General features: G+C 59.6%; 20 protein-coding genes. 5 read left to right on the top strand and 15 right to left on the bottom strand.

All coding sequences use genetic code 11. The annotated features are described in order from the left end of the window. Window positions 1-3: 3 nt before the first annotated feature. The 3 genes from H3T90_RS06465 to H3T90_RS06455 form a co-directional block, all read right to left on the bottom strand. Window positions 4-2,481: an ATP-dependent DNA helicase RecG gene (locus H3T90_RS06465; protein WP_198229984.1), complete on the bottom strand. Its 2,478-nt coding sequence runs from the start codon at window positions 2,479-2,481 to the stop codon at window positions 4-6. 100 nt (window positions 2,482-2,581) lie between these two features. Then, entirely contained in the window at window positions 2,582-2,776 is a 195-nt protein-coding gene (gene rpmB, locus H3T90_RS06460; protein ID WP_029677698.1) for a 50S ribosomal protein L28, read from the bottom strand. Window positions 2,777-2,900: 124 nt separating this feature from the next. After that, window positions 2,901-3,926 (bottom strand): helix-turn-helix transcriptional regulator, encoded by a 1,026-nt coding sequence (locus H3T90_RS06455; protein ID WP_198207445.1) that lies wholly within the window; start codon window positions 3,924-3,926, stop codon window positions 2,901-2,903. A 395-nt stretch (window positions 3,927-4,321) separates the two neighbouring features. On the opposite strand from H3T90_RS06455, the gene H3T90_RS06450 reads away from it, so the two are divergent. Continuing rightward, the gene (locus tag H3T90_RS06450; RefSeq protein WP_198207446.1) at window positions 4,322-5,134 is read left to right on the top strand and encodes an ABC transporter ATP-binding protein; all 813 of its coding nucleotides are present in this window, start codon (window positions 4,322-4,324) and stop codon (window positions 5,132-5,134) included. Here the strand turns inward: H3T90_RS06450 and H3T90_RS06445 are convergent. Further along, complete coding sequence (locus H3T90_RS06445) at window positions 5,094-5,765, bottom strand: sugar O-acetyltransferase (RefSeq protein ID WP_408610695.1); 672 nt, start codon at window positions 5,763-5,765, stop codon at window positions 5,094-5,096. The genes H3T90_RS06450 and H3T90_RS06445 overlap by 41 nt on opposite strands. Before the next feature lie 201 nt (window positions 5,766-5,966). On the opposite strand from H3T90_RS06445, the gene H3T90_RS06440 reads away from it, so the two are divergent. Both H3T90_RS06440 and H3T90_RS06435 read left to right on the top strand, forming a co-directional pair. Next, window positions 5,967-6,419 (top strand): GNAT family N-acetyltransferase, encoded by a 453-nt coding sequence (locus tag H3T90_RS06440; RefSeq protein ID WP_198229983.1) that lies wholly within the window; start codon window positions 5,967-5,969, stop codon window positions 6,417-6,419. A gap of 80 nt (window positions 6,420-6,499) precedes the next feature. Continuing rightward, complete coding sequence (locus H3T90_RS06435; RefSeq protein WP_110424933.1) at window positions 6,500-7,330, top strand: mechanosensitive ion channel family protein; 831 nt, start codon at window positions 6,500-6,502, stop codon at window positions 7,328-7,330. A 26-nt stretch (window positions 7,331-7,356) separates the two neighbouring features. Here H3T90_RS06435 and H3T90_RS06430 read toward each other — a convergent pair whose 3' ends face one another. The 10 genes from H3T90_RS06430 to leuC all read right to left on the bottom strand — a co-directional run bounded on the left by H3T90_RS06430 (window position 7,357) and on the right by leuC (window position 21,746). Next, on the bottom strand, window positions 7,357-9,885 hold the full coding sequence (locus H3T90_RS06430; RefSeq protein WP_198229982.1) for a DUF4268 domain-containing protein: 2,529 nt from the start codon (window positions 9,883-9,885) through the stop codon (window positions 7,357-7,359). Window positions 9,886-9,954: 69 nt separating this feature from the next. Continuing rightward, window positions 9,955-11,103 (bottom strand): D-alanine--D-alanine ligase family protein, encoded by a 1,149-nt coding sequence (locus tag H3T90_RS06425; RefSeq protein ID WP_198230045.1) that lies wholly within the window; start codon window positions 11,101-11,103, stop codon window positions 9,955-9,957. A 292-nt stretch (window positions 11,104-11,395) separates the two neighbouring features. Beyond that, window positions 11,396-12,397, bottom strand: a complete 1,002-nt coding sequence (locus tag H3T90_RS06420; protein WP_198229981.1) for an NAD(P)H-dependent glycerol-3-phosphate dehydrogenase — start codon at window positions 12,395-12,397, stop codon at window positions 11,396-11,398. Between the two features lie 113 nt (window positions 12,398-12,510). Next, window positions 12,511-13,404, bottom strand: a complete 894-nt coding sequence (locus H3T90_RS06415) for a lysophospholipid acyltransferase family protein (protein WP_198229980.1) — start codon at window positions 13,402-13,404, stop codon at window positions 12,511-12,513. Between the two features lie 14 nt (window positions 13,405-13,418). Beyond that, window positions 13,419-14,741, bottom strand: coding sequence for a UDP-N-acetylglucosamine 1-carboxyvinyltransferase (gene murA, locus H3T90_RS06410; protein WP_144178268.1), 1,323 nt, complete (start codon window positions 14,739-14,741; stop codon window positions 13,419-13,421). 149 nt (window positions 14,742-14,890) lie between these two features. After that, entirely contained in the window at window positions 14,891-15,943 is a 1,053-nt protein-coding gene (locus H3T90_RS06405) for a CPBP family intramembrane glutamic endopeptidase (protein WP_198207457.1), read from the bottom strand. A gap of 103 nt (window positions 15,944-16,046) precedes the next feature. Beyond that, window positions 16,047-18,368 carry a CPBP family glutamic-type intramembrane protease gene (locus H3T90_RS06400; RefSeq protein WP_198229979.1) on the bottom strand — a complete coding sequence of 774 codons (2,322 nt, stop codon included), beginning with the start codon at window positions 18,366-18,368 and terminating at the stop codon, window positions 16,047-16,049. Between the two features lie 167 nt (window positions 18,369-18,535). After that, window positions 18,536-19,495 (bottom strand): CPBP family intramembrane glutamic endopeptidase, encoded by a 960-nt coding sequence (locus H3T90_RS06395; RefSeq protein WP_198229978.1) that lies wholly within the window; start codon window positions 19,493-19,495, stop codon window positions 18,536-18,538. Window positions 19,496-19,609: 114 nt separating this feature from the next. After that, complete coding sequence (gene leuD, locus H3T90_RS06390) at window positions 19,610-20,296, bottom strand: 3-isopropylmalate dehydratase small subunit (RefSeq protein WP_046322421.1); 687 nt, start codon at window positions 20,294-20,296, stop codon at window positions 19,610-19,612. A 46-nt stretch (window positions 20,297-20,342) separates the two neighbouring features. Further along, complete coding sequence (gene leuC, locus H3T90_RS06385; RefSeq protein WP_198229977.1) at window positions 20,343-21,746, bottom strand: 3-isopropylmalate dehydratase large subunit; 1,404 nt, start codon at window positions 21,744-21,746, stop codon at window positions 20,343-20,345. A 151-nt stretch (window positions 21,747-21,897) separates the two neighbouring features. On the opposite strand from leuC, the gene H3T90_RS06380 reads away from it, so the two are divergent. Continuing rightward, window positions 21,898-22,686 (top strand): IclR family transcriptional regulator, encoded by a 789-nt coding sequence (locus H3T90_RS06380; protein WP_046322418.1) that lies wholly within the window; start codon window positions 21,898-21,900, stop codon window positions 22,684-22,686. 16 nt (window positions 22,687-22,702) lie between these two features. On the opposite strand, the gene H3T90_RS06375 is transcribed toward H3T90_RS06380, so the two are convergent. Continuing rightward, entirely contained in the window at window positions 22,703-24,157 is a 1,455-nt protein-coding gene (locus tag H3T90_RS06375; RefSeq protein ID WP_198229976.1) for a metallophosphoesterase family protein, read from the bottom strand. 228 nt (window positions 24,158-24,385) lie between these two features. Here H3T90_RS06375 and H3T90_RS06370 point away from each other — a divergent pair, with 228 nt between their 5' ends. After that, window positions 24,386-25,345, top strand: coding sequence for a polyprenyl synthetase family protein (locus tag H3T90_RS06370; protein ID WP_198229975.1), 960 nt, complete (start codon window positions 24,386-24,388; stop codon window positions 25,343-25,345). The last annotated feature ends 24 nt before the right edge of the window (window positions 25,346-25,369 follow it).

The raw sequence follows: 25,369 nt of genomic DNA, 5'->3' as shown, positions 1-25,369 counted from the left end.
CTTTCAGCTGGAGACCAGGAAACCCTCGTTGCCCCTCATGAAGTCCAGAACGGCGCCAGCCAGCTCGGGCTGCTCGGCCAGGGTGGGGTCGGACTCCAGGAGTTGGCCTGCCTGGGCGCGGGCGCGGGCGATCATGGGCGCATCAGTGACCACCCGCAGAAGCTTCAGAGAAGAATGACCGCCGGACTGGGCATCTCCCAGCACATCGCCGGCTCCCCTGATGCGTATGTCCTCCTCGGCGATTTTGGCCCCGTCAGTGGTGTCGCGAATGACCTCAAGCCGCTCGGCAGCTGGTGAATCCGCTGGGGCGCGCGAGATCATGAAGGCCCAAGAGTCAGTGCCGCCACGTCCCACCCTGCCGCGCAGCTGATGAAGCTGGGAGAGCCCAAACCGATCGGCATCGAAGATGACAATGCAGGAGGCTTGGGGCACATCCACCCCCACCTCCACTACAGTGGTGGCCACCAGCAAGGGCGTGTGACCCGAGGCAAAGTCCGCCATGACGGCGTTCTTGGTGGCATCGTCGTCTCGCCCGGTCAGCGTGGCCATGGCGATGCCCTGGAACTGCGGCAGGGCGGCCAGTCGTTGACTCATTTCAGCCACCGAATGCAGTGGCGGACGCTGGCCATCACCTTGGCCCTCCTCAAGCAGCAGTTCAGGCTGGGAGTCAGACCCACCGGATTGGCCGGAGCGGTCTGAAGCGGCCGAAGGATCGTCTTCATCGTCAATACGGGCACAGATCACGTAGGCCCTTTCCCCAGCTTCGATCCGACGACGTAAGTGCAAGAACATGGCGCCCATGGTCGCTCCGTCGGACTCAGCAATGACGTGTGTGCGGACCGGTTTGCGGTTGCTGGGCAGCTCGGTCAGGGTGGAGATGTCAAGATCTCCGAACCAGGTCATGGCGGCTGTACGCGGGATGGGCGTGGCAGTCATGATCAACAGATGGGGAACGCGCTCGGATTTGCGGCGCAGCTCCTCGCGTTGCTCAACCCCGAAACGATGCTGCTCGTCGATGACGGTCAGGGCCAGATTGGGAGCCTGAAAGGTCTTGGAGAAGGCCGCATGGGTGGCGATGACAATGCAGGGACGGCCCGAGGCCGAAACAGCCAAGGCGGAGCGGCGCTGGGCCAGTCTCATACCCCCGGTCAACAGCACCAAAGGCAGGACCAACTGATCTGTCATGCGAATCATGGTGACATTGTCCACAGGCTTGTGACGCCCCTCTACGGCAGTTGCGGTCACATCGGTGCCCATAGCCTTGAGCATGCCACCGATGGAAGCATAGTGCTGCTCGGCCAGCACCTGGGTCGGAGCCACCAAGACAGCCTGATGGCCAGCCTGGACCGCCTGGAGCATGGCTGCCAAGGCCACCACGGTCTTGCCGGAGCCGACCTCGCCCTGCAGAAGCCGCTGCATGGGCTGATCTTTAGCCATGTCGACGCCGATGTCATTGATGACCTGACGCTGGCCGTCGGTCAGCTGGAATGGCAGGGAGTCGATGAAACGGGCAGGCAGGGTGTCTGGACGGTCAGCGCCCGAATCCATGCATGAATAAGTGGGCTGCTGCTGGGTCTGGCGACGGGTCTGCAGAAGAGCTGTCTGCGAGACAAAGGCCTCCTCATAGCGCAGGGTCTTCCGCGCCGCAGCAAAGTCGCCAGGACTGTCGGGCGCATGCATGCCCAAGAGGGCACGGGCACGATGCAACAGCCCTTGGTCGGCACGGACCTGCTCGGGTAGCACATCAGGTATGGCACAGCCCAGCGCTTCTGGATCGATACGGACATCGGCACTGGGCTGCCCCTCTTCGGCAGCACTGGCTGCGGGAGTTGAGCCAGGTGAATTATCAGCCTGCGCCAGCAGACGCAGAAACCCCAGAATAACATCGTGAATATGGTCCGAGGAGATGCGAGAGCTGGCATGGTAAACCGGCCGCGGTCGACGCACACGCTCCAGTGCCTCGTCAAGGCTGGCCACATCAGGCCGAGATGCGTCCGCAGAAACCTCCTGATCGGCATTAGCAACAACCAGGGTCTCAGGGTGGGTGAACTGGAGCTGGTCCATGTAGATGCCGGGCTCACCGGCCACGACCAAATCCGCCCCTACCTGCAGCCGACGGACCATCCAGTCCATATAAGGCTTCTTATGAGAGAAGAAGACCAGCCTGACCGCCAGCGGAGTGCCACCTTGGCTGCTGACGAAGGCCGCATCGTCCACCATCACGTCCAGCCGAAAGCCCCGGTGACCGCTCAGCGGCACCAGACGCACCTGATCAACCCGGGCGGCGAAGGCACAGGGCTCACCCAGCCGAATGCCGGCAATAGTGGTGACCTGCATGGGATCGGTGATGCGGAAAGGATAATAGGTCAGCGCATCCCCGACCGTGACCACGCCGAGAGCCTTGAGAGCGCTCACCCGACGCCTGTTGGCCACCAGCGAGGCCACGGTGCTGTGCAGCCCAACATGAGCCACTGCCGACATACCCGATCACCTCCCGCAAGCGCCGACCATCATCCCTTAGGATGACAAGAACCCCCGGAGCTTTGCCCCCGGGGGTCCCAATACGACCGACGAACCGCACTCAGGCGGCGACGCGCTGCACCTTGCCGGCCTTGAGGCATTTGACGCAGACGCGCAGACGCACGTTCTGACCATCAACGGTGGTGTGCACCGACTGCAGGTTGGGGCGGAAGATGCGCTTGTTCCGGATATGCGAATGAGAAACACTGTAACCGGTCTGCGGGCCCTTGCCGCACACCGCGCAACGAGCTGCCATGATGACTTCCTTTACGTTGTTTTCCAAGTCGTCCCAGGTGCTCCAGGCCGCAACACAAGGCTACGGTTGAACACACAACTTTGTTAGATTACTACATTCCGCCAAATAAGGCAAATTAACAGTTTCAGGCACGAGGAGGCTTGCGGAAGACGCCGATCAGAGACTGAAGCACTCCGCAAAATACCCCGCCGATGATCCAGATGGCCCAGAATGGGATGCGCCAACCGAAAAGGTTGTCGTAATTGCCGGAGAAGAGCATGGTCAGGGCCACCAGCGTGCAAAGGCCCATAATGACTCCGCTGATGGCATTGCTTATCCGGTGTTCGTAACGATAGGTGTCCCACCGACCGTCATCGACGGAATCAATCTGCCTGTTGTAGGCTCGGAGGTTCATCATTCTGTGGCTCGTTCCCGCATGGACTAATAGGAAGATCCCCAGAGCCAGAAGAAGGAAGAAGACAAACCCTCTGACCTGATGGGACCAGCCCCAAACCAGGAACCCAGCAGAGTTGATCCCCACATCCAAGAGCACGACAGCCAAACCGCAGACCAACTCCCAAGTAGTCTGCCGGTATACTCGCGAGCGCTCCTCATCGGTATAGAAATCCGCCACATAAGGATGTCTGCGGCGGAAATCCCTCCTGGCGGAAACTGCCGGTATCAGACAGGCCAGTCCCAGGACGATGCCGATCATCAGAGCAAGAAAGGCCAGACCATTCTGTGCGTCGGTCGGCTGGCTGACTCCGGCAAAGAGACCACCGAAAGCCAGTCCCAGCATGATAAGGGCGATGCCAAAAGCCATCCGAAGACTGTAGGCATTGCTGAAGGATGCGTAGCCGGTTACGTCTTCCATGGCAGACTGGGCAGGCGCAGTCACATGGGTTGTCGAAGTCGCCTGGGCGGCGTCCTGATGGTCAGGCTTGGACGCACGTTGCCCTGAACCCGGATGCCGAACATCGCCCAGGACCAGATCATCAAGGGTGCAGCCGAAGAGGTCGCAGATGGCCAGGAGCTTGTCCATCTCAGGATATGCCTTTTCCGACTCCCACTTGGACACCGCCTGACGGGACACCCCCACCAGCATGGCCAGCTGCTCCTGAGTCATATTGCGCTGCGAACGCAGATACTGCACGTTGGTTCTGAAACTCATATTGTTCTTTCTCCCGATCAGCAGAATGCCGATTCAACCAGCAACGAGGCCATGATGAAACGTGCAGGGCTCCGACCGCCACCAGCTTTGGGTTGCACCCGGCAAAGACACCGATATTTGCTGTCAACTGACGGTTGCATCCTTGCAATTCCAAGGAAATAAGTGATCACTGAAGTCCTGTCATCCTGATGACGACCCGCCCATCAATCCCCCTTCCGGCAAGAAATGGGACCCCTCTACGTTCACGATACATACCCTTCAGAAGCAAATGCGAATCCTGTGGATTCCACCCTGAACCGTCCCCGATTCGACCCTGAAAACACCCTGACAGGAGCTCTCGCCATGGTCTCATAGAAGAAGAAACCAGGCAGGCGACAACCGAAAGGAAGGCAACGATGCAGCATCGGACGGCTAAGGATCCATACGCACAGATTCCGCTCATTCTGGACAAGGTCTGCTACGACTACGGAACCCGGCAGAAGCAAGGCACAAGAGTGTTGGACGAAATCAGCCTGGAATGTCCGGCGGGGACTTGGACGGCCATCATGGGCCCTTCAGGCGCCGGCAAATCGACCCTCCTCTATTGCGCCGCAGGACTGCTCCAAGTCAGGCAGGGCAGGGTGGCCATCGCCGGGGAGGACCTGACGCGCATGAAAGAGAGGGAGTTGACCAGGCTTCGGCGCGACCATATCGGCTTCGTCTTCCAGGACTACAACCTGGTCAACGCCTTCACCTGCCTGCAGAACACCATGTTGTCCAGCCTCTTCGGTGGCAGAAAAATCTCCACCCAAGCAGCACTGTCTGCCCTGTCGAACGTCGGGTTGGAAGGGTACGCCAACACCTATCCGGCCGACATGAGCGGTGGCCAGCAGCAGCGCGTGGCCATCGCCAGGTCCCTTGCCGCCAGCCCGGAGATCATCATGGCCGACGAGCCCACCGGCGCCCTGGACACCCATAGCTCGCGGGAGGTCATGGACCTCTTCGACCTGGCCGTCCGCAGCGGCCAGACCATCCTCATGGTGACCCACGACCCCAACGTCGCCGCCCGGGCCCACCGCGTCGTTTTTCTCCAAGACGGGCGCATTCAGGCGGCATGCCCGGGCGGAAACCCGCAGACCATAGCCCAGCAGCTGGCCAGCATGGATGCTGTTCCAGACCAGGAAGCCTTCAGCCCTCCACTGGCAGCTGCATCCGATCAGCCTCGGTGATGGCCCGAATTATTCGGCAGGGCACGCCTACGGCCAGGGAGTCAGGTGCGATGTCATGGGTGACCACGGATCCGGCCCCGATGACCGCCCCATCGCCGATGGTCACTCCCCCGGCCACAGTCACATTTGATGCCAGCCAGCAGTTGGAGCCGATGGTGATCGGGGCGCCCAACTCGTAGTCGTAGAGGGTGCCATCCTCATGGCGTCTCAGATTCCGCTCCTGCCACCGCAGGGGATGCAGGGGGGTTGCCAGGGTGACGTTGGGGCCGATCATCACATCGTCGCCAATCTGCACAGGGCAAGTATCCAGAACAGTGAAGTTGAAATTGGCAAAGATGCGCGAGCCAAGCTTGGTGAAGCGCCCATAGTCGAAGTAGATAGGCCCCATAAAGTCCACGTCCTGACCATGTTCGGGCACCAGATCGTCCAGAAGCCGACTGCGCAGCTCCCGCTCCTGCTCGGAAGACGCGTTGAAAAGACGGCAAAGTTCGTGGGCCTTGACTCGCAGCTGGCTCAGGTCGGGATCCGATGCGTCATAGAGCTCGCCAGCAAGCATCCGCTCCTTCTGCGAGCGCCAATTCCCTTTACCAGCTCCGCCAGTCGCACTTGTCAGTTTTGAGTCCTTGTCCATGGCCATCCCATCGTTCCTGTGTCACTTCACTGTCACTTCTGCAAGCTCACACTGCTTACAGAGTCCCTGTCCATGTAATCGTCTGGGTCAGACAGCCTGCAGCCATACGTACCATTCGTCATCCTGTTGCGGACATCCGTTCACGCCAAGGGTCAGGCTTGGTAGATTAGAGACAGCGGAGGGCCGTGGCGAGGAGGAAGCATGCGGTATGAGGTGAGCGAGGCTATTCCCGAGGATGCCAAGGCCATCCGTAAGGCCGTATTCGTCGAGGAGCAGGGCTTTCACAACGAGTTCGACCAGACCGATGACGTCAGTCTTCACATCGTGGCCTACGATGGGGATGATCCCGCCGGCGTATGCCGAATCTTTCCCGACCGTGGCAATACATGGACCCTTGGCCGTTTGGCCGTTCTTAAGCCCTACCGCGGTCAGCACCTGGGCTCGAACTTGGTAGGCAAGGCTGAGGAGACCGCTCGGAGCCGCGGGGCCGACCGGCTCACGCTTCACGCCCAGGAACGGGTGGCGGGCTTCTATGAGTCTTTAGGCTATGGGGACATGGGCATACACGATCAAGACGAGGGATGCCCGCACATGTGGATGGACAAGCCCCTGACGGGCAGCACCGGAAACGAGCCAGAGGACCAGGCCTCATGAATCTGACCGCCAATTTTGCCAATGAAATATCAGCTCCAGCCAGCACAAGCATCACAGGTATGAATCCGAATAAGGATCCCATGGGAAGGTCCGAACAGGCCATCTCCAGCTTCAGCGATGCCGTCATTTACTGGTTTCGACAGAATTTCGGAAAGATCATCCTTCTGATCGTCGTGGCTGTCTGCGCTGCATTGATTTCCAAGATTGTGGCGGCGGCCATGCGACGCGCTCTGGAACGGACCAACCTGCCCAGTGCCTCCATCTTCGTCAACATTGTCCGCGCCCTGATCTGGATCTTCGCTGCTGCCACAGTCCTGCAACCCGTCTTCGGTATCAACCCATCCACAGTGGTCGCCGCCCTGGGCGTCAGCGGCCTGGCCCTCTCCTTCGGATTGAAGGATACGATCGCCAATATCGTCGGCGGCTTTGGACTGATGGTCAGCAAGGTGGTCCAGCCCGGCGATATCATCACCATCCAGGGCACCACCGGAACCGTCCGCGATGTGACCTGGCGTCATACCATCGTCATCGACAGAACTGGCAACCAGCTGCTGATCCCCAACTCCATCCTCAACACCACGGCGCTCGAGAAGATCACCGAGGCCGGCGAAGCCGCCACCACAGTTCCCTTCACCCTGCGAGGAGATGCCGATATAGCCAAGTCCTCCCACTCCATTGCACAGGTGGTGGCCCAGGCAACCAAGGGCATGGCCATGCCATCCAACCCGCCCATTGTCCAGCTCCAGGGCTTCACCCCTTATGGCATCAAGGGCCAAGTGGTCATGTTCGCCAAGCAGGGCGTCATCGCCGCCGATATGCAGGATGCCGCCACCCGCGCTCTTGCCGGCCAGGACTATCTGGTCCAAGAGGCCGAGCTCCAATCAGAGAACGATGTAGACCAAGCCAACTGATTGCTTTAGGTTTGGGCCCCAAATCACTAGCGGACGTATTTGCTGACGCTTTTCATCTTGAGCAAAGCGTCGGCCAGCCAGCGATAGATATCATCCCATTGGTCTTGTTTGTAATCAGTACGCCTAGTCAGAGTCAGGTGGCGTGACTTCTTGTCTGCATCCTTATCATCCCAGTCCACATCACCCTCCTGGTCTGACAGGTCGCTCTCGACCTGAGACTTGTGCTTAAGGAAGTCCATGTATTGCACAGGATCATGAAAGAGGAATTCAACAGTGGCGTATCCGTCCCTGATGCCGATGAGACCTGCCAGATTGCAGCCAGACACGGGCGAGCCAAAACTCAACAGGTACCTCGTATGGTCGGCTCTGGTAAAGGCCGAACCGAAAGCGGCCATGAAGTCATTCCTGGTTTTGCAGAAGTCAACGAACCCATCCCAGAACATGGCCCTCAACTTCGAGCGGTCCAGAGACTCCATATCACCTTGCGAAACCCGGTAACGAGAACGAAAATCGTCAAGGCTGATGCCCCCATGCCCCCAGAACGTCCAGCCATTGATTGAGCTGCTGCTCGCCCCAGCCAATTTGAGAACATGCGAAGCCGCCGACGAGGGACTCTCAAATTCACGCCCGTCCGAGACCCTAATCATCATCTCTTCAGTAATCAGAGCGCTGGCCTCATACTTGCGGGAAAGGCTTTCCAGTTGATCGCCAGGCTTCAGCAGGCCACTGACACCCAACATGTGCAAGGAAACCATCTTTGCCGGAATCTTCGCCTGCTTATCAGATTGATACTTGTCGATGGTCGCACGATCGATCTTCGGCATAGACCAGACTTGCAGAGCCTCATCGGCTAGCCGACACGTCCTGGCTTCGATGGACTCGGCATTCCAAGTCTCCGCATCACGCAACTCACGCGAAATAGACAGGTATTCATCCTGATATCCACCGACAATTCGATCCCTCTTCTGCTTGAACAACCCATCCGAGAGTTCCGAGTTATAAGCGGTCAGAGTCAAATTACCCAGCTTGTTGACATGCTCCGCAAAAACCCTTTCGCAATCAGCACCCAACATCTGCCGCCACTGCTCATGAGCGAGCGCATTCTGGGGCAGAATATGCTCAATGGTGAGTTTCCCTGAAGAAAAGTTGATTGGATTCTTAGGATGATAAGCATTTTCCAGTGTTGTCAACATGTAATAACAACGCGAAAAGGGATAGAAGTCGCGCGAAAGAAGGGCCTGACGAAATTCATTGTCATCCGGCATCCGATGACTCGTTTCATCACCGCCCAGCAAGGCTGCTTCAAAAGTCTGCCGATAGCCGGGTGATCCATCTTCCTTTATCTGTCTGAGACGTGCTATGACCGAAAGTGAAAAACTGTTCAGCCCGTTGTTGGACATCCGGCAGACAATACGGCGGAAGAGATAACTCTCCAACAGCTTCAGCATGGATACAAAATCACTCCGGCTGAAGAGATCATCCCCCTCCTGGTAATCATCCAAAAGGGTCATGAGCAGGGGGTTGACGACGGACATATTCAGAGCATGAATACGACCAAACAATCGATCTATTTCTGGATCATCCCCCGAGCTCGAAGTGATGCGTGAATAATACCCGGCAAACCTGCTCATCTGATCTAGAAATCCGGCTATTTGACCATGGTTATCGTAACCATTGTCGGTCACGTAGTCTTTAAAGAACCGGTATACATCTCGTGTATGCACAGGCCTGGGGGCGTTGATGATGGCAAGCCAGTCATAGAGAAAATCATCAAAAACGTCATCATAGACATCCACGCCAAGCGCTATTTCAATTCTTCTCCAATGATCTTCATACAACCGTCCCTGCATCTCCAGGGGCTGCCGCATGAGCACATAATTACGAACCAGATCTGCAGTCGACAGGTCCTTGCCGGTTGAGTTCATGGACTCGAAGATGGCCTGTGGATCATCCTGATCTTGTGTCAAGGAGATCGACACTACCTCCAAGCGCCTGAGCCCAGCCCACACACTGTTCGGATCCTTCATCTCCTTCAATTGATCGCTGAACCACTGGAAGTTATTGATTAGTCTATGAGACTCACTTGTAATCGGAGCTTTAGAATCCTCCAAATGGTGAATGACGGACTCGTATGTGTCACGATCACCCTGCGAGAGGCATAAACGATAATGTCTTTCGCCTTCACGAAAAGCATTGACCAGAAATTCATTTATGAGTTCGTCGCAGGAAAACTGCAATCCTTTGGCCTGGTTTGGGTGGCTGTCTGCATATTCAGCAAGAGCTGCTAGGAGGAGATTGACAGTTGTGATTCTCTGCTGGCCGTCGATAATGAGGGCTGGTGTCACCCCATCGGCGCACATGGTACCCTCTTGAATCCATACCACTGAACCCATGAAATGGGTGCTTTTGCGTAAACGCTCAACGTGAAGCACATCGCTCCAAAGCTGCTCGCATTGTTTTTCATCCCAGGAATAGGGGCGCTGATATACAGGGACGATAAAACGCTTGCTCTTATCGGCAATCAGACTCAGCAGCTTAACGGGACCAGCATCCATGGGGAACCTTGCCTTACCAGCGAGTACAAGAGCGGACGTTCCCATTATAGGAAGCACTCACTGCTAAAGTCAGGCCGATACGCCCTCAATCAGATCGGTGATCAGATCGGTGTAGGTAATCCCCGTGGCCTCCCAGGCCTTGGCATACATGGAGATGGGCGTGAAACCAGGCATGGTGTTGATCTCGTTGACGATGACCTTGCCTTCGGACGTCACAAAGCAGTCGACACGGCTCAGACCGGCGCCGTCCACGGTTCTGAAGGCCTTGGCAGCCAGGTCGCGAACCTTCTGAAGAGTCTCCTCTGGCAGATCCGCGGGAACCTCCACGTGGGAGGCGGAGGAGTCCACATACTTGCTGTCGAAGTCGTAGAAGGCCTCGTCCTGATCAGCCTTGTCCAGCACCACCTCGCCAGGCCAGGCTGTACGGGGCTGTCTGTCCTTGCTGGAGGCGAGCACGGCGCACTCGATCTCCCGCCCCTCAATGCCCTCCTCTATCAGGACCCGCCAGTCGTGCTTGGCAGCCTCGGCGACTGCGGCAGCCAGGGCTTCGGCTTGAGGCTCTTCCACCTTGACCACGCCGAAGCTGGATCCTGCACGGGAGGGCTTGACGAAGAGAGGATAATGCAGCTCCGCCTTCTGCACAGCAGCCAACAGGTTGGCCCCGGACCGCTGTTCACGGGAGTCAATGGTGATGCCAGGCGCCACAGGTATGTCGGCTTGGCTGAGCAGAATCTTGGTGTAGTGCTTGTCCATGCATGCAGCAGAGGCGAAGACCCCGCATCCGACGTAGGGCAGGCCCATCATTTCAAGCAGGCCCTGCAGGGTGCCGTCCTCACCGTATGGGCCGTGGAGCACCGGAAAGACCACGTCAACATGCCCCAAAGGCTCCAGGGAACCAACGGTCCTGGAAGGCTCTGCTCCAGAAACCAGATCGGCATGGTCACCAATCAGAAACCCATCCCTGCCGCGAGCCATGTCGAGGATGACCGGACGGCTGCCTTCGGTTATCTGCACGGTTGGCAGACTGGCATCGCCCAGACCCCACTGCCTGGGATCCTGACCGCCGATGATCCAACGACCGTCCTTGGTGATGCCAATAGGGATGGGCTCGTATCGATCGATATCGATGGCGTTGAGCACGCCAGCCGCCGACACGCAGGATATGGAATGTTCGTCGGCACGCCCGCCATAAAGCACTACAACACGTTTCCTGACCATCATCCCTCGGCTTTCCTCATCTCGGACATGAATTCCAACCTCAGGCGCCTGCCCGAGCAAATACATCACTCAAGACAGCAGAATATCCCCTTGGCGAGCAGCAAGGCCTGGTCAGGGTCGCTCATCCACAAGCTTGGCACGAACAGGCATGATGGAACCGAAGCAGGAACCAGATGAGTCAGACACGCGCTTGATCTGGAAAACCGTTGATCATCGAACACAAGGTTGAGAGCACCGGCTTCGCAGCCCTCACGCCCCTATAGCCTTCAGAATTTTCTGACGGCCACCAGACTCACTCTGCAGTGATTTGCCCGCCGAACAGCTCGTCGATCATGCCCCGGCAGCTCAGACCCTGATCCAGCACATGGCTCATGGCCGTAGCCAGCGGGGTCGCCACCTGGTAGCGCTCGCCCAAGGCGACGACAGCATCGGTGGTGGGTACGCCTTCGGCGACACCCTTGCTGACGCGAGTAGCTTCCTCGATGCTTTTGCCCTGTCCCAAATTAAAGCCAAAAGTGTAGTTCCTGCTCAGAGACGACCCACAGGTGGCCACCAGGTCGCCGACCCCAGCAAGACCGGCGAAGGTCTTGGACTTGGCCCCGCAGGCCTCCCCCAAGGCAGTGAGCTCAGCCAGACCCCTGGCCTGGATCATGGCAGCCGTGTTCTCCCCGAATCCAGCCCCCCGTGACATCCCGACGGCCAGCGCAGTAACGTTCTTCAGCGACCCGCACATTTCCAGGCCGATCACATCGTCCGAAACGAAGGCCTTGAAGTAGTCGGTCGTACAGGCACGGGCTACTCTCATGGCAGTATCGGCATCAGCGCTGGCGACCACGGTGGCGCTTGGCTCGCGGGCGGCCACCTCCTTGCTCAGGTTGGGACCGGAGACGGCCGCAAACCTGACTGGGTCCAGATCCAGCGTCTGGCAGACCACCTGATCCATCCGCCTGTCGGTGCCCCGTTCAATCCCCTTCATCAGGGAGACTGCAATGGCATCATGATCCAATAGACTCTTGAATTCCGTCAAGGCCTCACAGGCGTGCTGAGCGGCTATGGCCACGACCACGATTTCAGCCCCCGAGACGGCCTTGGCCCGGTCACCCTCAGCGATGATGGCGTCGGGCAACCTCTCCACTGTCGGCAGGCGGCGAGCATTCGAATGCTTGCTGTTGATTTCGTCCACGACTTCCGGATCGATGTCCCACATGACCACCTGGTTGCCAGCATCAGCCAGTACCTGGGCAAAAGCTGTTCCCCATGCGCCTGCTCCCAATACCGCGATCTTCGTCATCATTCTCCTTTGCATAATGCCGTGCGCACGGGAACGCCGACCAGCAGCCTCATTCTTGTCTCTACCATCCTATGACACCACCGCCAGGCAGGAGGAATTGGAGGTGGGTTCCGGCCTTATTGCTCGCTTCTGGGCCGACGGGTCATGGTCACATAATCGAAATATCCAGCCGCCGGGGGCTCTTCGCCACGAATCTCGGCCATGACCTCTTCCATCCGGTTGCGCAGGCGGACACAGAGGGCATGCACGGACTGCTTGGGGGGTTCTGCGCCCCACTGATCCATGTCTTCCAGAAGGTCGGAATAGTCAAGGAGCCGGTCATAGCACATGACCACGTTCTTGCGAGGCCAAGGCCACTTGTGGTTGATCGAAGCCGCCCCCCAGGTGATGCTGGGATAGAGAGGAACCATGCGACCCAACTGCCGTGAGGCTTCCAAGGCGATGAATCCGACCCCGGGTTTGAGCGACATGGGCCACTTCAGAGGGTCACGGGTCACGGTCCCCTCCGGCCAGATGGTCAGGGGCCTGCCCGAGGTGATGATACTGATTGACTCCTCCTCAATCGACCTGGCCTTGCCGGACTTGCGTTCTACCGGCTGCATGCCCACCATGCGAAACCAGCTGCCGATAAGGGGCCAGTGGGCCATCTCGGCCTTGGCCATATAGCGGGGACGACGACCCTGGTGGAAGAGAGCCATCATGGGAATGAAAACGTCGAACTGGGTCACATGGGTGGCTGCGGTAATAAAAGGCCCGGTCTGCGGCACCCGCTCCAACCCCCAGGCATAGACTCGGCAGGAGTCACGCACCACCTGGGAGACCCCCCGCAATAGACGGGTAGTCCCCACGGGGTGCTGACCGTCTATCTCGTCCAGGGCCGGTGCGCGGTGACCAGTGGGATAGTAGCGGGTCGGATCCACCAACCTGTGCCGCTGGGCCAGCAGGGCCACCTGCCGGTCGGGCAGGGCTGGTACCGCAGACCGGGGAGAGGGTTTGCCTTTGGAAGCCATCTATGCCTGCCGGATCAGTCGATCTGCGCGTCCAAGGCCAGTAGCTTGTCGCGGAAGTCCTCGTAACCGCGGTCGATCAAGGAGATGCCGTGGACGGTGGAGGGGCCGGAGGCTGTCAGTGCCGCAATCAGGTGGCTGAAACCGCCACGCAAATCGGGTACATCGATGTCCTGGCCAGTCAGCGGGGTGGGTCCGAAGATAACCGCCGAGTGGTTGAAGTTGCGCTGCTGGAAGCGGCAGGGCAGGGATCCCAGGCACTCCTTGTAGAGCTGGATGGTGGCGCCCATCTGAATCAGCGGCTTGGTGAAGCCGAAGCGGTTCTCGTAGACGGTCTCGTGAACGATGGAAAGACCCTTGGCCTGGGTCAGAGCGACTACCAGAGGCTGCTGCCAATCGGTCATGAACCCGGGGTGCACGTCGGTCTCGATGGCCACGGGCCGCAGGTCGCCGCCCGGATGCCAGAAGCGGATGCCGTCATCGCGCACATCGAACTGGCCACCGATCTTGCGGAAGACGTTCAGATAGGTCATCATGTCGGGCTGGTGGGCGCCCTTGACCATGATGTCGCCATGGGTAGCCAGGGCGGCAGAAGCCCAGGAGGCGGCCTCGATCCGGTCCGGCAGTGAGGTATGGGTGAAGCCTTTCAGAGAGGGCACCCCCTCAATGCGGATGGTACGGTCCACGTCCACTGAGATCTGGGCGCCCATCTTCTGCAGGACCGCCACCAGATCCATGATCTCGGGCTCAGTAGCCGCCCCTGACAGCTCGGTACGCCCCTCGGCCAGGACAGCCGCCAGCAGGGTCTGCTCCGTGGCGCCTACCGAGGGGTAGGGCAGGTGAATCTTGGCTCCGTGCAGGCCGTCGGGCGCCGTGATGTGGATACCGGCTTCATGCTCCTTGTCGACATTGGCCCCCAGCTTGCGCAGGGTCTCCAGATGGAAGTCGATAGGCCTGCTACCGATGCGGCAGCCGCCCAGAACGGGGATGAAAGCCTCTCCCATCCGATGCAGAAGCGGCCCAGAGAAGAGAATGGGAATGCGGGAGGAGCCCGACAGGGTGTCCACATCGGCCACATCAGCCAGCTCTACATGGCGGGCATCAATGGTGACCACGCCCTCCTGCGGACTGACATCCACCTTGACGCCGTGCAGTCTCAGCAGATCCGAGACCACCTGGACATCACGGATTTCAGGCACGTTCTTGAGCACCGAGACATCGGGAGCCAGCAGGGCAGCCACCATGGCCTTGCTGACGAAGTTCTTGGCCCCGCGGACCTGTATGGTGCCATGCAGGGGCCTGCCGCCCACCACATGCAGCACATCATTCTGTGTATTCATCTTGGCCATACATCGGCTTCTTTCTCGTATCCGCTCAGAGCCGGGCTTTGGCGCATCATCGGCCCCTATTTGCAAGTCTGCCACAGGGGGTGTGGGGACACCGTGAATTGTCGCCTCCGGCATAGAGCGTCCACCCAGTCAGATACTGGTCAAGCACCGGTCGAAACGAAGGGGGTCAGCATCGTGAAGCCCATGATCAGCAGCAGCATGATGAAGAACGGGCAGGCCCAGGCACCATAGACGTTCGTATACGTGCGGTTTTCCCGCAGAAAAGCGACGATCCTATGGCGGCCCAAGTAAAGGACCAGCACGGCTGCCAGCATGCCTGCCAACATCATGAGCACGTTGACGTAAGAAGACATATTGTCGCTCATAAACCCGAGCAGGAGTTCCAGCCCGTCGCTGACGACCAGGTTGTTGAACACGTGCAGGGCTATGGACCAGAAGATGGAGTATTCGCAGGCAAGATAGCCCAAGAGCAGACCCATAATGAAAGCAAAGAATCCTTGATCCAGATCGCCGTGGAAGAAGCCGAACATAACAGCGGAGGTGACGATGGCGAAGACGTGGCCGTAGGGCTTCAGCGCGTGCAGGATAGCCCCTCTGAAGACCAGCTCCTCGATGACGGGGGCCAGCAGGCTGACGTAGATGAACATGGGGATAGTACCCGAGGCCTGCTGGATCTGCTCAGTCGTGGTCCAGGACTGCTGCACTCCCAACCGCGCCGTGGTCCAGTCCATGCCTGACTGATACCAGTCCGCCAGGGTCTGCCCGGTCAGCGTCAGTGCAAAGCATCCCAGCAAAACCTGCCAGGTCATGGGGTGCAGATCAGTGTGGAATATGCCCATAGGGCCTGAATCGCAGATCTGCCGCCGCCGCGTGAAGACCAGGAAGCAGAGACCTGTGCAGGCGGCGATCAGGTTGATGATGCCTCCATACTCCTTGTCAGCATGGACGATCACATACATAAATCCCGAGTGGGCAGGCACCGGATCAAACACGGCATTCCACTCCATCTGAGCCAGAACACCGAACAGAAAACCGACGCTGTTGATGATAAGCAGATAGACCAGCAGCAGGGCGGCCTGACGGTTAAGCATCCCCCTGGCCGCACTCATCCATGCGCGATCCGCCATGCCTCGTCTGGGCTTTTGAGTCTGCCCAGTCGCTGACGCGTCGGCTGCCGTCGCTGTCTGCCCCATGTCACCATGCCCTTTCATGATCCTCTGCAGGTTTGGCCATCCGGCACTGACCTCCAGCTGGTCCAAGTCTACGCCACCACTGGCAGCCCCAATACGTCATGCTCTAGAGCAGACCGGGCACGAACTTGAAGACTGTAAGCAGCAGGCAGAGCAGCAAATAGAGCAGGAACCAGGGCTGCCTCCAGGAAGCGTAGGTTCCCTTAGGGGCTCGATAGCGCCGCCGGTAGTCAAACAGACTGGCGCGGTGCAGGAAGAACATGACCAGTCCAGCCAGAACCAAGACCAATGCCACTGCCAAAATCGACATACGAGCAGTTCGTGGAGCGCTCATCAGGTAACGGTTGGGCAGGCCGCTGAAGAGCAGATTGCCGACCACACGGGCTCCAATGGCCCAGACAAGGCCATACTCCAGGGAGCAATACCCCAGTGCCAGCCCCAGCAGGAAGATCCAGAGCCCAGAGACCGGGTCACACTGCAACAGTGCGCAGAGCAGGGATGCGGTCAGGATGGCAAAGACTCTCCCGAACCGGCGCAGCCCGTTGAGGATGATGCCACGGAAAACCAGCTCCTCAGCCAGAGGAACCGCCAAGAGGGCATACACGGCCATCATCGGCGAGGAAGTGCCGGTGACCAGCAGACTGCGCGAGGCCAGGGAGGGGATGTGCAGAAGCAGACAGATGTGGTTGAAGAACTTGTTCAGTCCATGGACCATTCCTTGGCCCAGCAGAAGCACCGCTACAAGGGCCAGCAGAGCCGCCAGCGTCATTCTTCTATCTGTTCGCCAATGGACAGCGTCCTGTCCTCGCTGCTCCTTACCTCGAATAACGCTCCACTCTGAAATACAGGCATAGGCCAGCGCCAGCAGGACCGACAGGAGAGTATTCCCATCGGACATGAAGACAATGGCTCTCGGATCCTTGACCCGCTCCATGATGACCGGCAGGATCATCCCCGAACCGACCATGAGCATCAGCACGGATATGGCAAGGTAGACAAAGGCGAAGGCGGCCTGGCCGTTGACGGCGTGGAGAACCCCCGAACTGGCCCTGTAGGAGACGGGCTTGCCAGAGGGTGCCGATTTGGTGGCCGTCTGTGGTTTCGTCTTGGCTTGAACCTGGGCCTTGGCTGCTGCCGAAGCATTCGGCGTGCCCTCGTCCAGCTTGCTTGAGACGCCAACGTGCTGCGCGGCTGGAGCCGATGTATTCGCTGCCTTGGCGGAATCAGACGGAGCGGGTTGGGCACCGACGGATTGAACTTCACCTACTGTCTGGACGGCCTGCACAGGCTGAACGGCATGATCCGCCTGAGCGGCCGGAGTCCTCGGTGATGACGAAACAGTCCGGCCGCCTGTACTGATGCCGCCGACCTCGGCCAGCTGATCAACTACCCGTGGGGTCGAACAGACCTGGCGCCTCTGATGTTTGGCGCCACTGGCAACGGATTGTGTAGCTGCGACGTTCTGACCTGAAGCTGATGAACCAGCGATAAGCGAGTCCCAGTCGGCATTTGAGCGGCGAACGACGACCGGCCGATCAGTGAACACCACTGGGGTCGGAGACTGCTGAACATACACTTTGGCAGGTGCGGAAGCCTCTGTATTCTGCTTGACAGACAGCGAATCCGCCGAAACGGCAACCGGAGACGCCCCAGCCGTAGCCGTCGGCTTGGACTCAGCCGGTTCGGCGGACGAAGAACCGGGGGCAGATGCTGTTGAAACGGCAGAACCTGTAGCCTTGGTTGGCGAGGCAGGAACAGATGTGGCAAGAGACGAAGCCTTGGCGGTAGGGGCTTTGGGCTTGCCTGCATGGGTTTTTGCTGCCGGCTTGCGGCCTTTGCCCATATTCCAGGAGAAAACCGGAGCATCGCTGACCTCCGGCTTGGTCCAGGACCAGACAACTTTGGCTGCAGAATGATCCTGCTGCTTCGAGGCCTTCGTAGCTTTGGGGGCCTCCAGATCACGGCGAATAACCACGCGCCGGGGTACAGACCCCTCGCCGGCCCCCTTCTCTCCGTGCTCGTCGGCAGACAGGTCCGTCGGAGGAAATGCTGGAACAGCCGGTTGACTGGCCATAGTGACCGATGTCAAAAAATCATCGGATCCAGGAAGCACCGAGGGTCGTTCACCGACAGGCATAGTCCCCGTGTGCCCACGATGGCCAGCCCCTTCAGCGCCCGGAAGCACAATCTTTCTATGGGCAATCCGTCCCGGGTAGGCCAGGCCATCATCCACGGCCTGGCCCGGCAGGCTGAGCGGCGGCAGATCGATGGACCCCTCCTGGTAGTCCCAGTGGCGGGCGTAGTCCTTGCCGGCGGTATGGGTTGCGGTCACGAGGGCAAGAGAGGAACGCGAGGCCTTCCAGCGCCCCTGCTCATCTTGGACATCGGCAGACTCGCCGCCGCTGTCGTGATCCTCATCATCCCTCATCCGTCGATGATCCTTCCCCTTCATGCACTACCGTACGACCCTCAAGGGCGTCCAGCGACACGAACCTTCCCCGCGTTCATATCATGACACTACATAACCGAGTCTAGCCCGACCCCGCCCTTCCTCGACAGAATCCCAACAATGAGCCGGTGCCATAGGCCGTCCGGTCAAGCCAGCCCTGGTACGAATTCGCTCAGGGCCATCAGCAGGCACGCCAGGCAGAAGAGCAGGAACCAAGGCGCCCTCCAGGAAGCATAGATTCCCTTGGGAGCGCGATTGCTGCGGCAGTAATCACGGAGAGTCCTAATCTTGAACAGCAGCCCGACGACACCGATCAGCAGCACCAGGATCATGAGCAGGCCCAGGCCGATGCGAACCACCTCGGGTGCCAGGGGCATGTACTTGGCCAGCAGACCTGAAGAGAAGGCATTGTTGAGCATGTGCACCAGCAGGGACCAGACCAGCCCGTACTCCATGGCCAGATAGCCCAGAACCAGGCCGGAAATGAAACCGAACAGACCCTGGACCAAGGAGCCATGCATGAAACCGAAAAGCAAAGAAGAGGTAATAATGGCGAAGACACGACCAAAGCGGCGCAAGCCGTTCATGATGACCCCGCGAAAGACCAGCTCCTCGGCAAAAGGCCCCAAAAGAATGGCATAGAAGAGCATGATCGGCGTTTCCATGCCGCCGTCATCAGGTGCGGTCGGCGGATGCAGCCCAGTACCCGACAGAATAGCGCCCAGTCCAGAGTCGGCCGCACTGGCCACCAGTTGACTGAGGAAGAAGCAGGCCAGGGCGATGATCAGCGCCAACAGGCTGAATCGGCGGGCGGTAACCCAACGCACCTGGTCCTGGCCATGCCGTTCATGGCCTACAATGACCGGCCATTGACTGATCAAGGCAAACAGCAGGGCCAACACTACAGAGATAACCACTGTCCAGTCCGACAAAGGACCGTTGAGTTGCGTTTTGGAAGCATGCGGGAAGAGAGCAGGCAGAACAACCTTGCCTCCCAAAAGGCCTACCAGGGTCTCGATGGCCACGTAGATGAAGGCAAAAGCACTTAGGGCATTCACTGCCCGTCTAACGCCCCAGTCGTGCACATCGCCGCTGCTGTGCCTCATGATAACCGCCCCTCTTCGTTTACTAACCGGCCACAGTCGATCAATGACTGTCACTTTCCATGGTAAGCGAAAAAGGGGCGGAGGACTTTCATATCAGGGCGCACGGCCCGTCGGTCAGATGATGCCGCGATCAGCCAGGGGCCCAGGCCAATCGATTTGGCCCTCTCTGGCTGAAGTGACCGGCTCTTCGGGCATATGCTGTGCCGGCAGGGTACGCGGCTTGAAGGGGAAGCGCTCAGCCCTCATGCGCTCATAGGCACGGATGTCATCCTCGTGCTGCAGGGTCAGATCGATGTCATCGTAGCCGTTCATGAGCCGCCATCGCACGTAGTCGTCCACTTGGAATGGCAGAGTCACATCCGCGCAAGTGACCGTACGAGCGCCCAGGTCCACAGTCATCTCGGTGCCAGGATCCTCCTCCAGGAGCTTCCAGAGCAACTCCACTGATTCCTGGGGCATGATGGCGGCCAGAACCCCGTTCTTGGCGGTGTTCCCATAGAAGATGTCCGCGAAGCGTGGGGAAATGACCACGCGGAATCCATAGTCCCGCAGAGCCCAGACCGCATGCTCACGCGAGGATCCGATGCCGAAGTCCGGCCCGGCCACCAGGATGCGAGCACCTGAATATTCAGGCCTGTTGAGCACGAAATTCGGATCCCTTCGCCATGCATAGAAGAGCGCATCCTCGAAGCCCGTCTTCTTCACTCGCTTCAGGAATACGGCGGGGATGATCTGATCGGTGTCGACGTTGGAGCGGCGCAAGGGCACCCCGACCCCAGTAACAACGGAAAGTGGCTCCATGATGACCTCCTGCCTGCTGGATGGCAATTACGAATGATTGATGGGCTTACAGATCGGCCGGCGAGCAGATGGTTCCTCTGATGGCGGTGGCAGCGGCCACCTCGGGCGAGGCCAGATGCGTCCTGCCACCCTTGCCCTGACGACCCTGGAAGTTGCGGTTGGATGTGGAAATGGAACGCTCCCCCGGCACCAGCTGGTCGGGATTCATTCCCAGGCACATGGAGCAGCCTGCGTTGCGCCATTCGGCTCCGAAGTCCTCGAAGATGCGATCCAGCCCTTCCTTCTCGGCCTGAATACGAACTCGCGAAGAGGCCGGCACCACCAGGACGCGATGCAGATTCTTGGCCTTGTGGTGTCCCTTCATGATGGCCGCTGCTGCGCGCAGATCCTCGATGCGCCCATTGGTGCAGGAACCGATGAAGACGGTGTCCACGGCGATGTCCCGGATGGGCATCCCAGGCTTCAGACCCATGTAATCGATGGCTTCCTGGGCCGCCTGGCGCTTGGCGGGGTCGGCGATCTTGTCGGGAACGGGCACATCAGCAGCTATGGGCAGGCCCTGTCCGGGGTTGGTGCCCCAGGTCACGTAGGGGGTCAGCTGGTCGGCATCCAGGATGACCTCCTTGTCGAAGACCGCATCCGGATCGGTGGGAAGGGTCCGCCAGTATTCCAAGGCCTGATCCCACATGGCCCCCTTAGGAGCGTGCGGACGGCCCTCCAGGTAAGCGAAGGTGGTCTCGTCCGGCGCGATCATCCCAGCCCTCGCCCCGGCCTCGATGGACATGTTGCAAATGGTCATGCGCGCATCCATGGACATGCGTCGAATGGCATCGCCCCGGTACTCCAGAACGTGCCCCTGGCCGCCGCCAGTGCCGATCTTGGCGATGACGGCCAAAATGACGTCCTTGGCGCCCACGCCGGGCTTGAGCTGGCCGCGGACGGTGATGGCCATGGTCTTGAAAGGCTTCAGACTCAGGGTCTGGGTGGCCAGAACATGCTCCACCTCGGAGGTGCCGATGCCGAAAGCCAGGGCCCCGAAGGCCCCGTGGGTCGAGGTATGCGAATCGCCGCAGACGATGGTCATGCCGGGCTGGGTCAGTCCCAGGACGGGTGCAAAAGCATGGACGATGCCCTGGTCCGCATCCCCCAATGGATGCAGACGGACGCCGAACTCGCGGCAATTGCGTTCCAGGGTGGAGATCTGCAGGGCCGAAACCTTGTCGGCGATGGGCCGATCGATGTCGATGGTGGGGGTGTTGTGGTCCTCAGTGGCGATGACCTGGTCCAGGTGACGGATCTTCCGGCCTGCCAATCGTAGCCCCTCGAAGGCCTGCGGACTGGTTACCTCGTGCATAAGCTGCAGATCGATGTAGATCAGATCGGGCTCGCCCCCCTGGCCCTTTCTGACCAAATGATCGGCCCAGACCTTTTCCGCCATTGTGCGTCCCATATCGCCTCCTGAAAACCTACGACCGGCCGGGGCGCCAACCTCATCGGCACCCCGCCGGCCTCTTACCACCGAGTATGGAACTGCCCAACCGTTATGAACTTTTGCATTTCATATACTGAGATGGCATAATTCAACCATGGACACACCTTCTATGAACGACGACGACAGATACCCCTCCGTAAACGATCAGAACATGCATCAGGAGGAGATTCATTCGGGCGTCGGCGTTCTGGACAAGACGGTGCGAATTCTGGACACCTTGGAGACCGGACCCATGACCCTGGGCCAGCTGGTCAACGCCACCGGGTTGGCTCGACCCACGGCCCACCGACTGGCCATCGCCTTGGAGCGCCACCGCTTCGTTCTGCGGGACGCGCATGGCCGCTTCGTCCTGGGCTCCCGTTTCGCCGAACTGGCTGCTGCCGCCGGCGAGGATCGACTGCTGACCGCCTCGGGGCCCATCCTGCATACACTGCTCAACCGTTCGGGCGAGTCGGCCCAGATTTTCCGCCGCCAGGGCGAGGTCCGGGTCTGCATCGCTGCGGTGGAACGCGCCTCCGGCCTACGTGACTCCATCCCTGTAGGCGCCCTGCTGTCCATGGAGGCCGGGTCGGCTGCACAGATTCTGCTGGCCTGGGAGGAACCTGAGCGCCTCCACCAAGGCCTGCGACACGCCAAGTTCAACGCAGCGACCCTGGCCACGGTCCGCAAGCGCGGCTGGGCCGAGTCCATCAACGAGCGCGAGGAGGGCGTCTGTTCCATCTCCGCCCCCATCCGCAACGGATCGGGGCAGGTCATGGCCGCCATATCCATTTCTGGACCGGTCAACCGCATGTCCACCACGCCTGGAAGGCGCTACGCCCCCCTGGTCATGGCCGCCGGCAAATATCTGACCGAAGCCCTGTTGCGAGCCTCATCCCCTGCCCGTCGCAGGGTCTGAGCAGTAATCCCGATTCTTATCGCCGCCGGGAGGATCCCCAGGAGGCTATCAGCCCTGCCAGAGCCGTCAAGCCGCCCGCCAAAAACCCAGGCCGACGCAAGAGGTTGACCGCGTCCCCAGTAGAGGTAGGCACATGGCTCATGGCGAAGGTGTAGACCTTGTGGGATCCGGGCCGCCCCACCAATTGCCCGAACTCCAGAAGCTGGGTGCGAGGACGGTGAGGATGACGGATGTCGAACTCGAAGAGCCGGGCCGCCCGCTTGCTAGGCACCGGACCATAGGAACCGAATCCGCATGTGGGCGTGGCCCCCAGAGTCAGATCCCCGCTGCGTCCGACGAAACCATTGCGGTGGTCATGCCCGGCGAAGAGAGCAAAATAGCCCCGTTTCCGGGTCAGCAGGTCATACTCGCCGCTGTCCTCGTCCGGACAGGAGACGCCCTCGCCCAGGTAGGAGCCCGGGCAGGTGCGCGACTCGTCCAGGATGTAGCAACGGGAGTCGAAGCTTCGGTAGCCCTGGACCGCATAGGCCGTGGTGGCCGGCACCGGCTTGAGCAGATCATAGAACTGGGGAATGGGCATGTGTTGGAAGACCATGGATCGGTTGCCCAGAAGATCAGGAACGGCCGCCAGGAAGTCCAGGGCCTGGGCCGACGGCGGGCCATAGCCGCCTGCACGGGCATAGTCGCCAGAGTCCAACAGAACCAGACCCATGACCACCCCGTGACCGTCGCAATCCGCCACAGGCAGGGCGAAAGTGCCCGGAGCACAGACGAATGCGGTCTGGGAGGGCAGGGCCGATCCGATCAGCGCATGAACCCGATCAGGATGGGCGACCGTAGCCTCCGGGTTCAGGCAGCCGGGCACCTCCCGATAGATGGCATCCATCTGATCGGTGTCCAGGCCGCACTGGAAGTCGTGGTTGCCATAGGTGACGACAAAGGGAATCCCGCGTTCAACCAGTGGGCCGGTGATCAGGCCAACGGTTCTGCGGACCAGATCCTCGGTGTGCTTGATGTTCTGCCGACGTACACGCTCGGCATCCCTACGGTCTGGTTCACGACGGTCCGCAGGAGCTTGGCCATCCTGGGTCTTGGATGAGCGCTTCAGGGAGGCTCCTCCGAGCCCCAGGGCGCCGCCCATGCTCAGACCAGCAGAGTAGATGCCGTCCAGGGGGGTGCTCCAACGCCTCTTGCGGAAGGTGCGCTCGTAGGCCGTGTCGTAACCGGCCACCTGGTTGCCCGAGAAGACCACCAGATCAGGCTTTGCCGCATCACATGCCGCGGCTATGAGCCTGATTGTGTCCGGAGAGACCTTGGGGCCCTCCTGGACGTCGGCCAGCTGCAGAAGTCTGAACTTGCCCGAGTAATGGAACTGAAGTCGCCCCAGCCGGGCCGAAACGGACAGCGGTCGATCATGCTCTCCCTCGCCGCCTTGTGGGGAGACCTGATCCGCGTGGTAATGCTGACTCATACATCTAGCCTACTTCACCCGGTTTCGCTCCCAGGTCGTTCTGTGCAGCCCTATTACGAATGGGATTCCGACCACAGCGTCCTCACAGCACGGCGACGGCCTAATGTTAGCTTGACCACAGTGATTACGGCGACAGCCAGGACCAGGCCGACAATCTTCAGACGTGGCCCCGGTCTTGCTATATTGGATACGTTGCGGTTCTTAACGAGATAGAGGGAGCGTACCTCCATGGCAGAAGGACAAGAGCTCCTGTTGCGCAAGGATCTTGAACGGGTTGTCGACCGTCTGCACCAGGAGCGTACCCATGTGGCTCCCTATCAAGAGGATTACCGTCGACTGCTGGACAACCATGGCAAGATGATCCGTGCTGCCATGGTGATCCTCTTTGCCCGTGCCGGAGCACGAACCGGAGGGTGTCTGGACGACACCGTCATCACCGGCGCTGCCGCCATCGAGATGCTTCATCTGGCTACCTTGGTCCACGATGACGTTCTGGACAATGCCCCCATCCGCCGCAACAAGCCCACGATCCACACCATCCGGGGCAACAAGGCCGCAATCTATCTAGGAGATCTGATCCTTTCACGCTATATGGAGATCATGGCCTCCATCGCCCCTGACACAACCTTTATCCGCGAGCAGGCCGGCACGGTCTGCGAGATCGTAGGCGGCGAACTCTACCAAGAGTCAGACCGCCACCACATCCATACAACCATTAACGACTACGACCGAGCCATCTCCGGCAAGACCGCAGCCCTCTTCCGCCTTGCCTGCCTGACTGGGATTCGCCTTGATGACCAGCCGACTGACCCCGCTTTGGAGCAGACCGCCAGAGACTTCGGCGGCAATCTAGGCATGGCCTTCCAGATCATCGATGACATCAACGACTTCGATCTGGATCGCGACACCGGCAAGCCCAAGCTGGAGGATATTCGCGACGGGATTTACACTCTGCCGGTTCTGCTGGGGTTCAAGGAGGACGAAAACTTCAGAGCCTTGGTCCAGCAGGACGATCCCGACCGTGTGGTCGACTATCTCAGAGCCCACCCACAGCTGATGGAGAGCAGCCGGCAAACCGCCAAGGACTATTTAAAACGGGCTTCAGACAGCCTGGAGGATTCCCACATCGACAAAGGCGTGCGCGACCTGTTGCAGCGAATCACAGTTAAACTGACCGCCCAAGTCTGACCGAACCTGAACGAGTGAGGCCAG

Origin of the sequence: Bifidobacterium polysaccharolyticum (assembly GCF_016101585.1) — a bacterium.
GTDB lineage: Bacteria > Actinomycetota > Actinomycetes > Actinomycetales > Bifidobacteriaceae > Bombiscardovia > Bombiscardovia polysaccharolytica.
The sequence above is the reverse complement of the archived record's forward strand: the minus strand, read 5'-3'. Positions and strand labels throughout refer to the sequence as shown.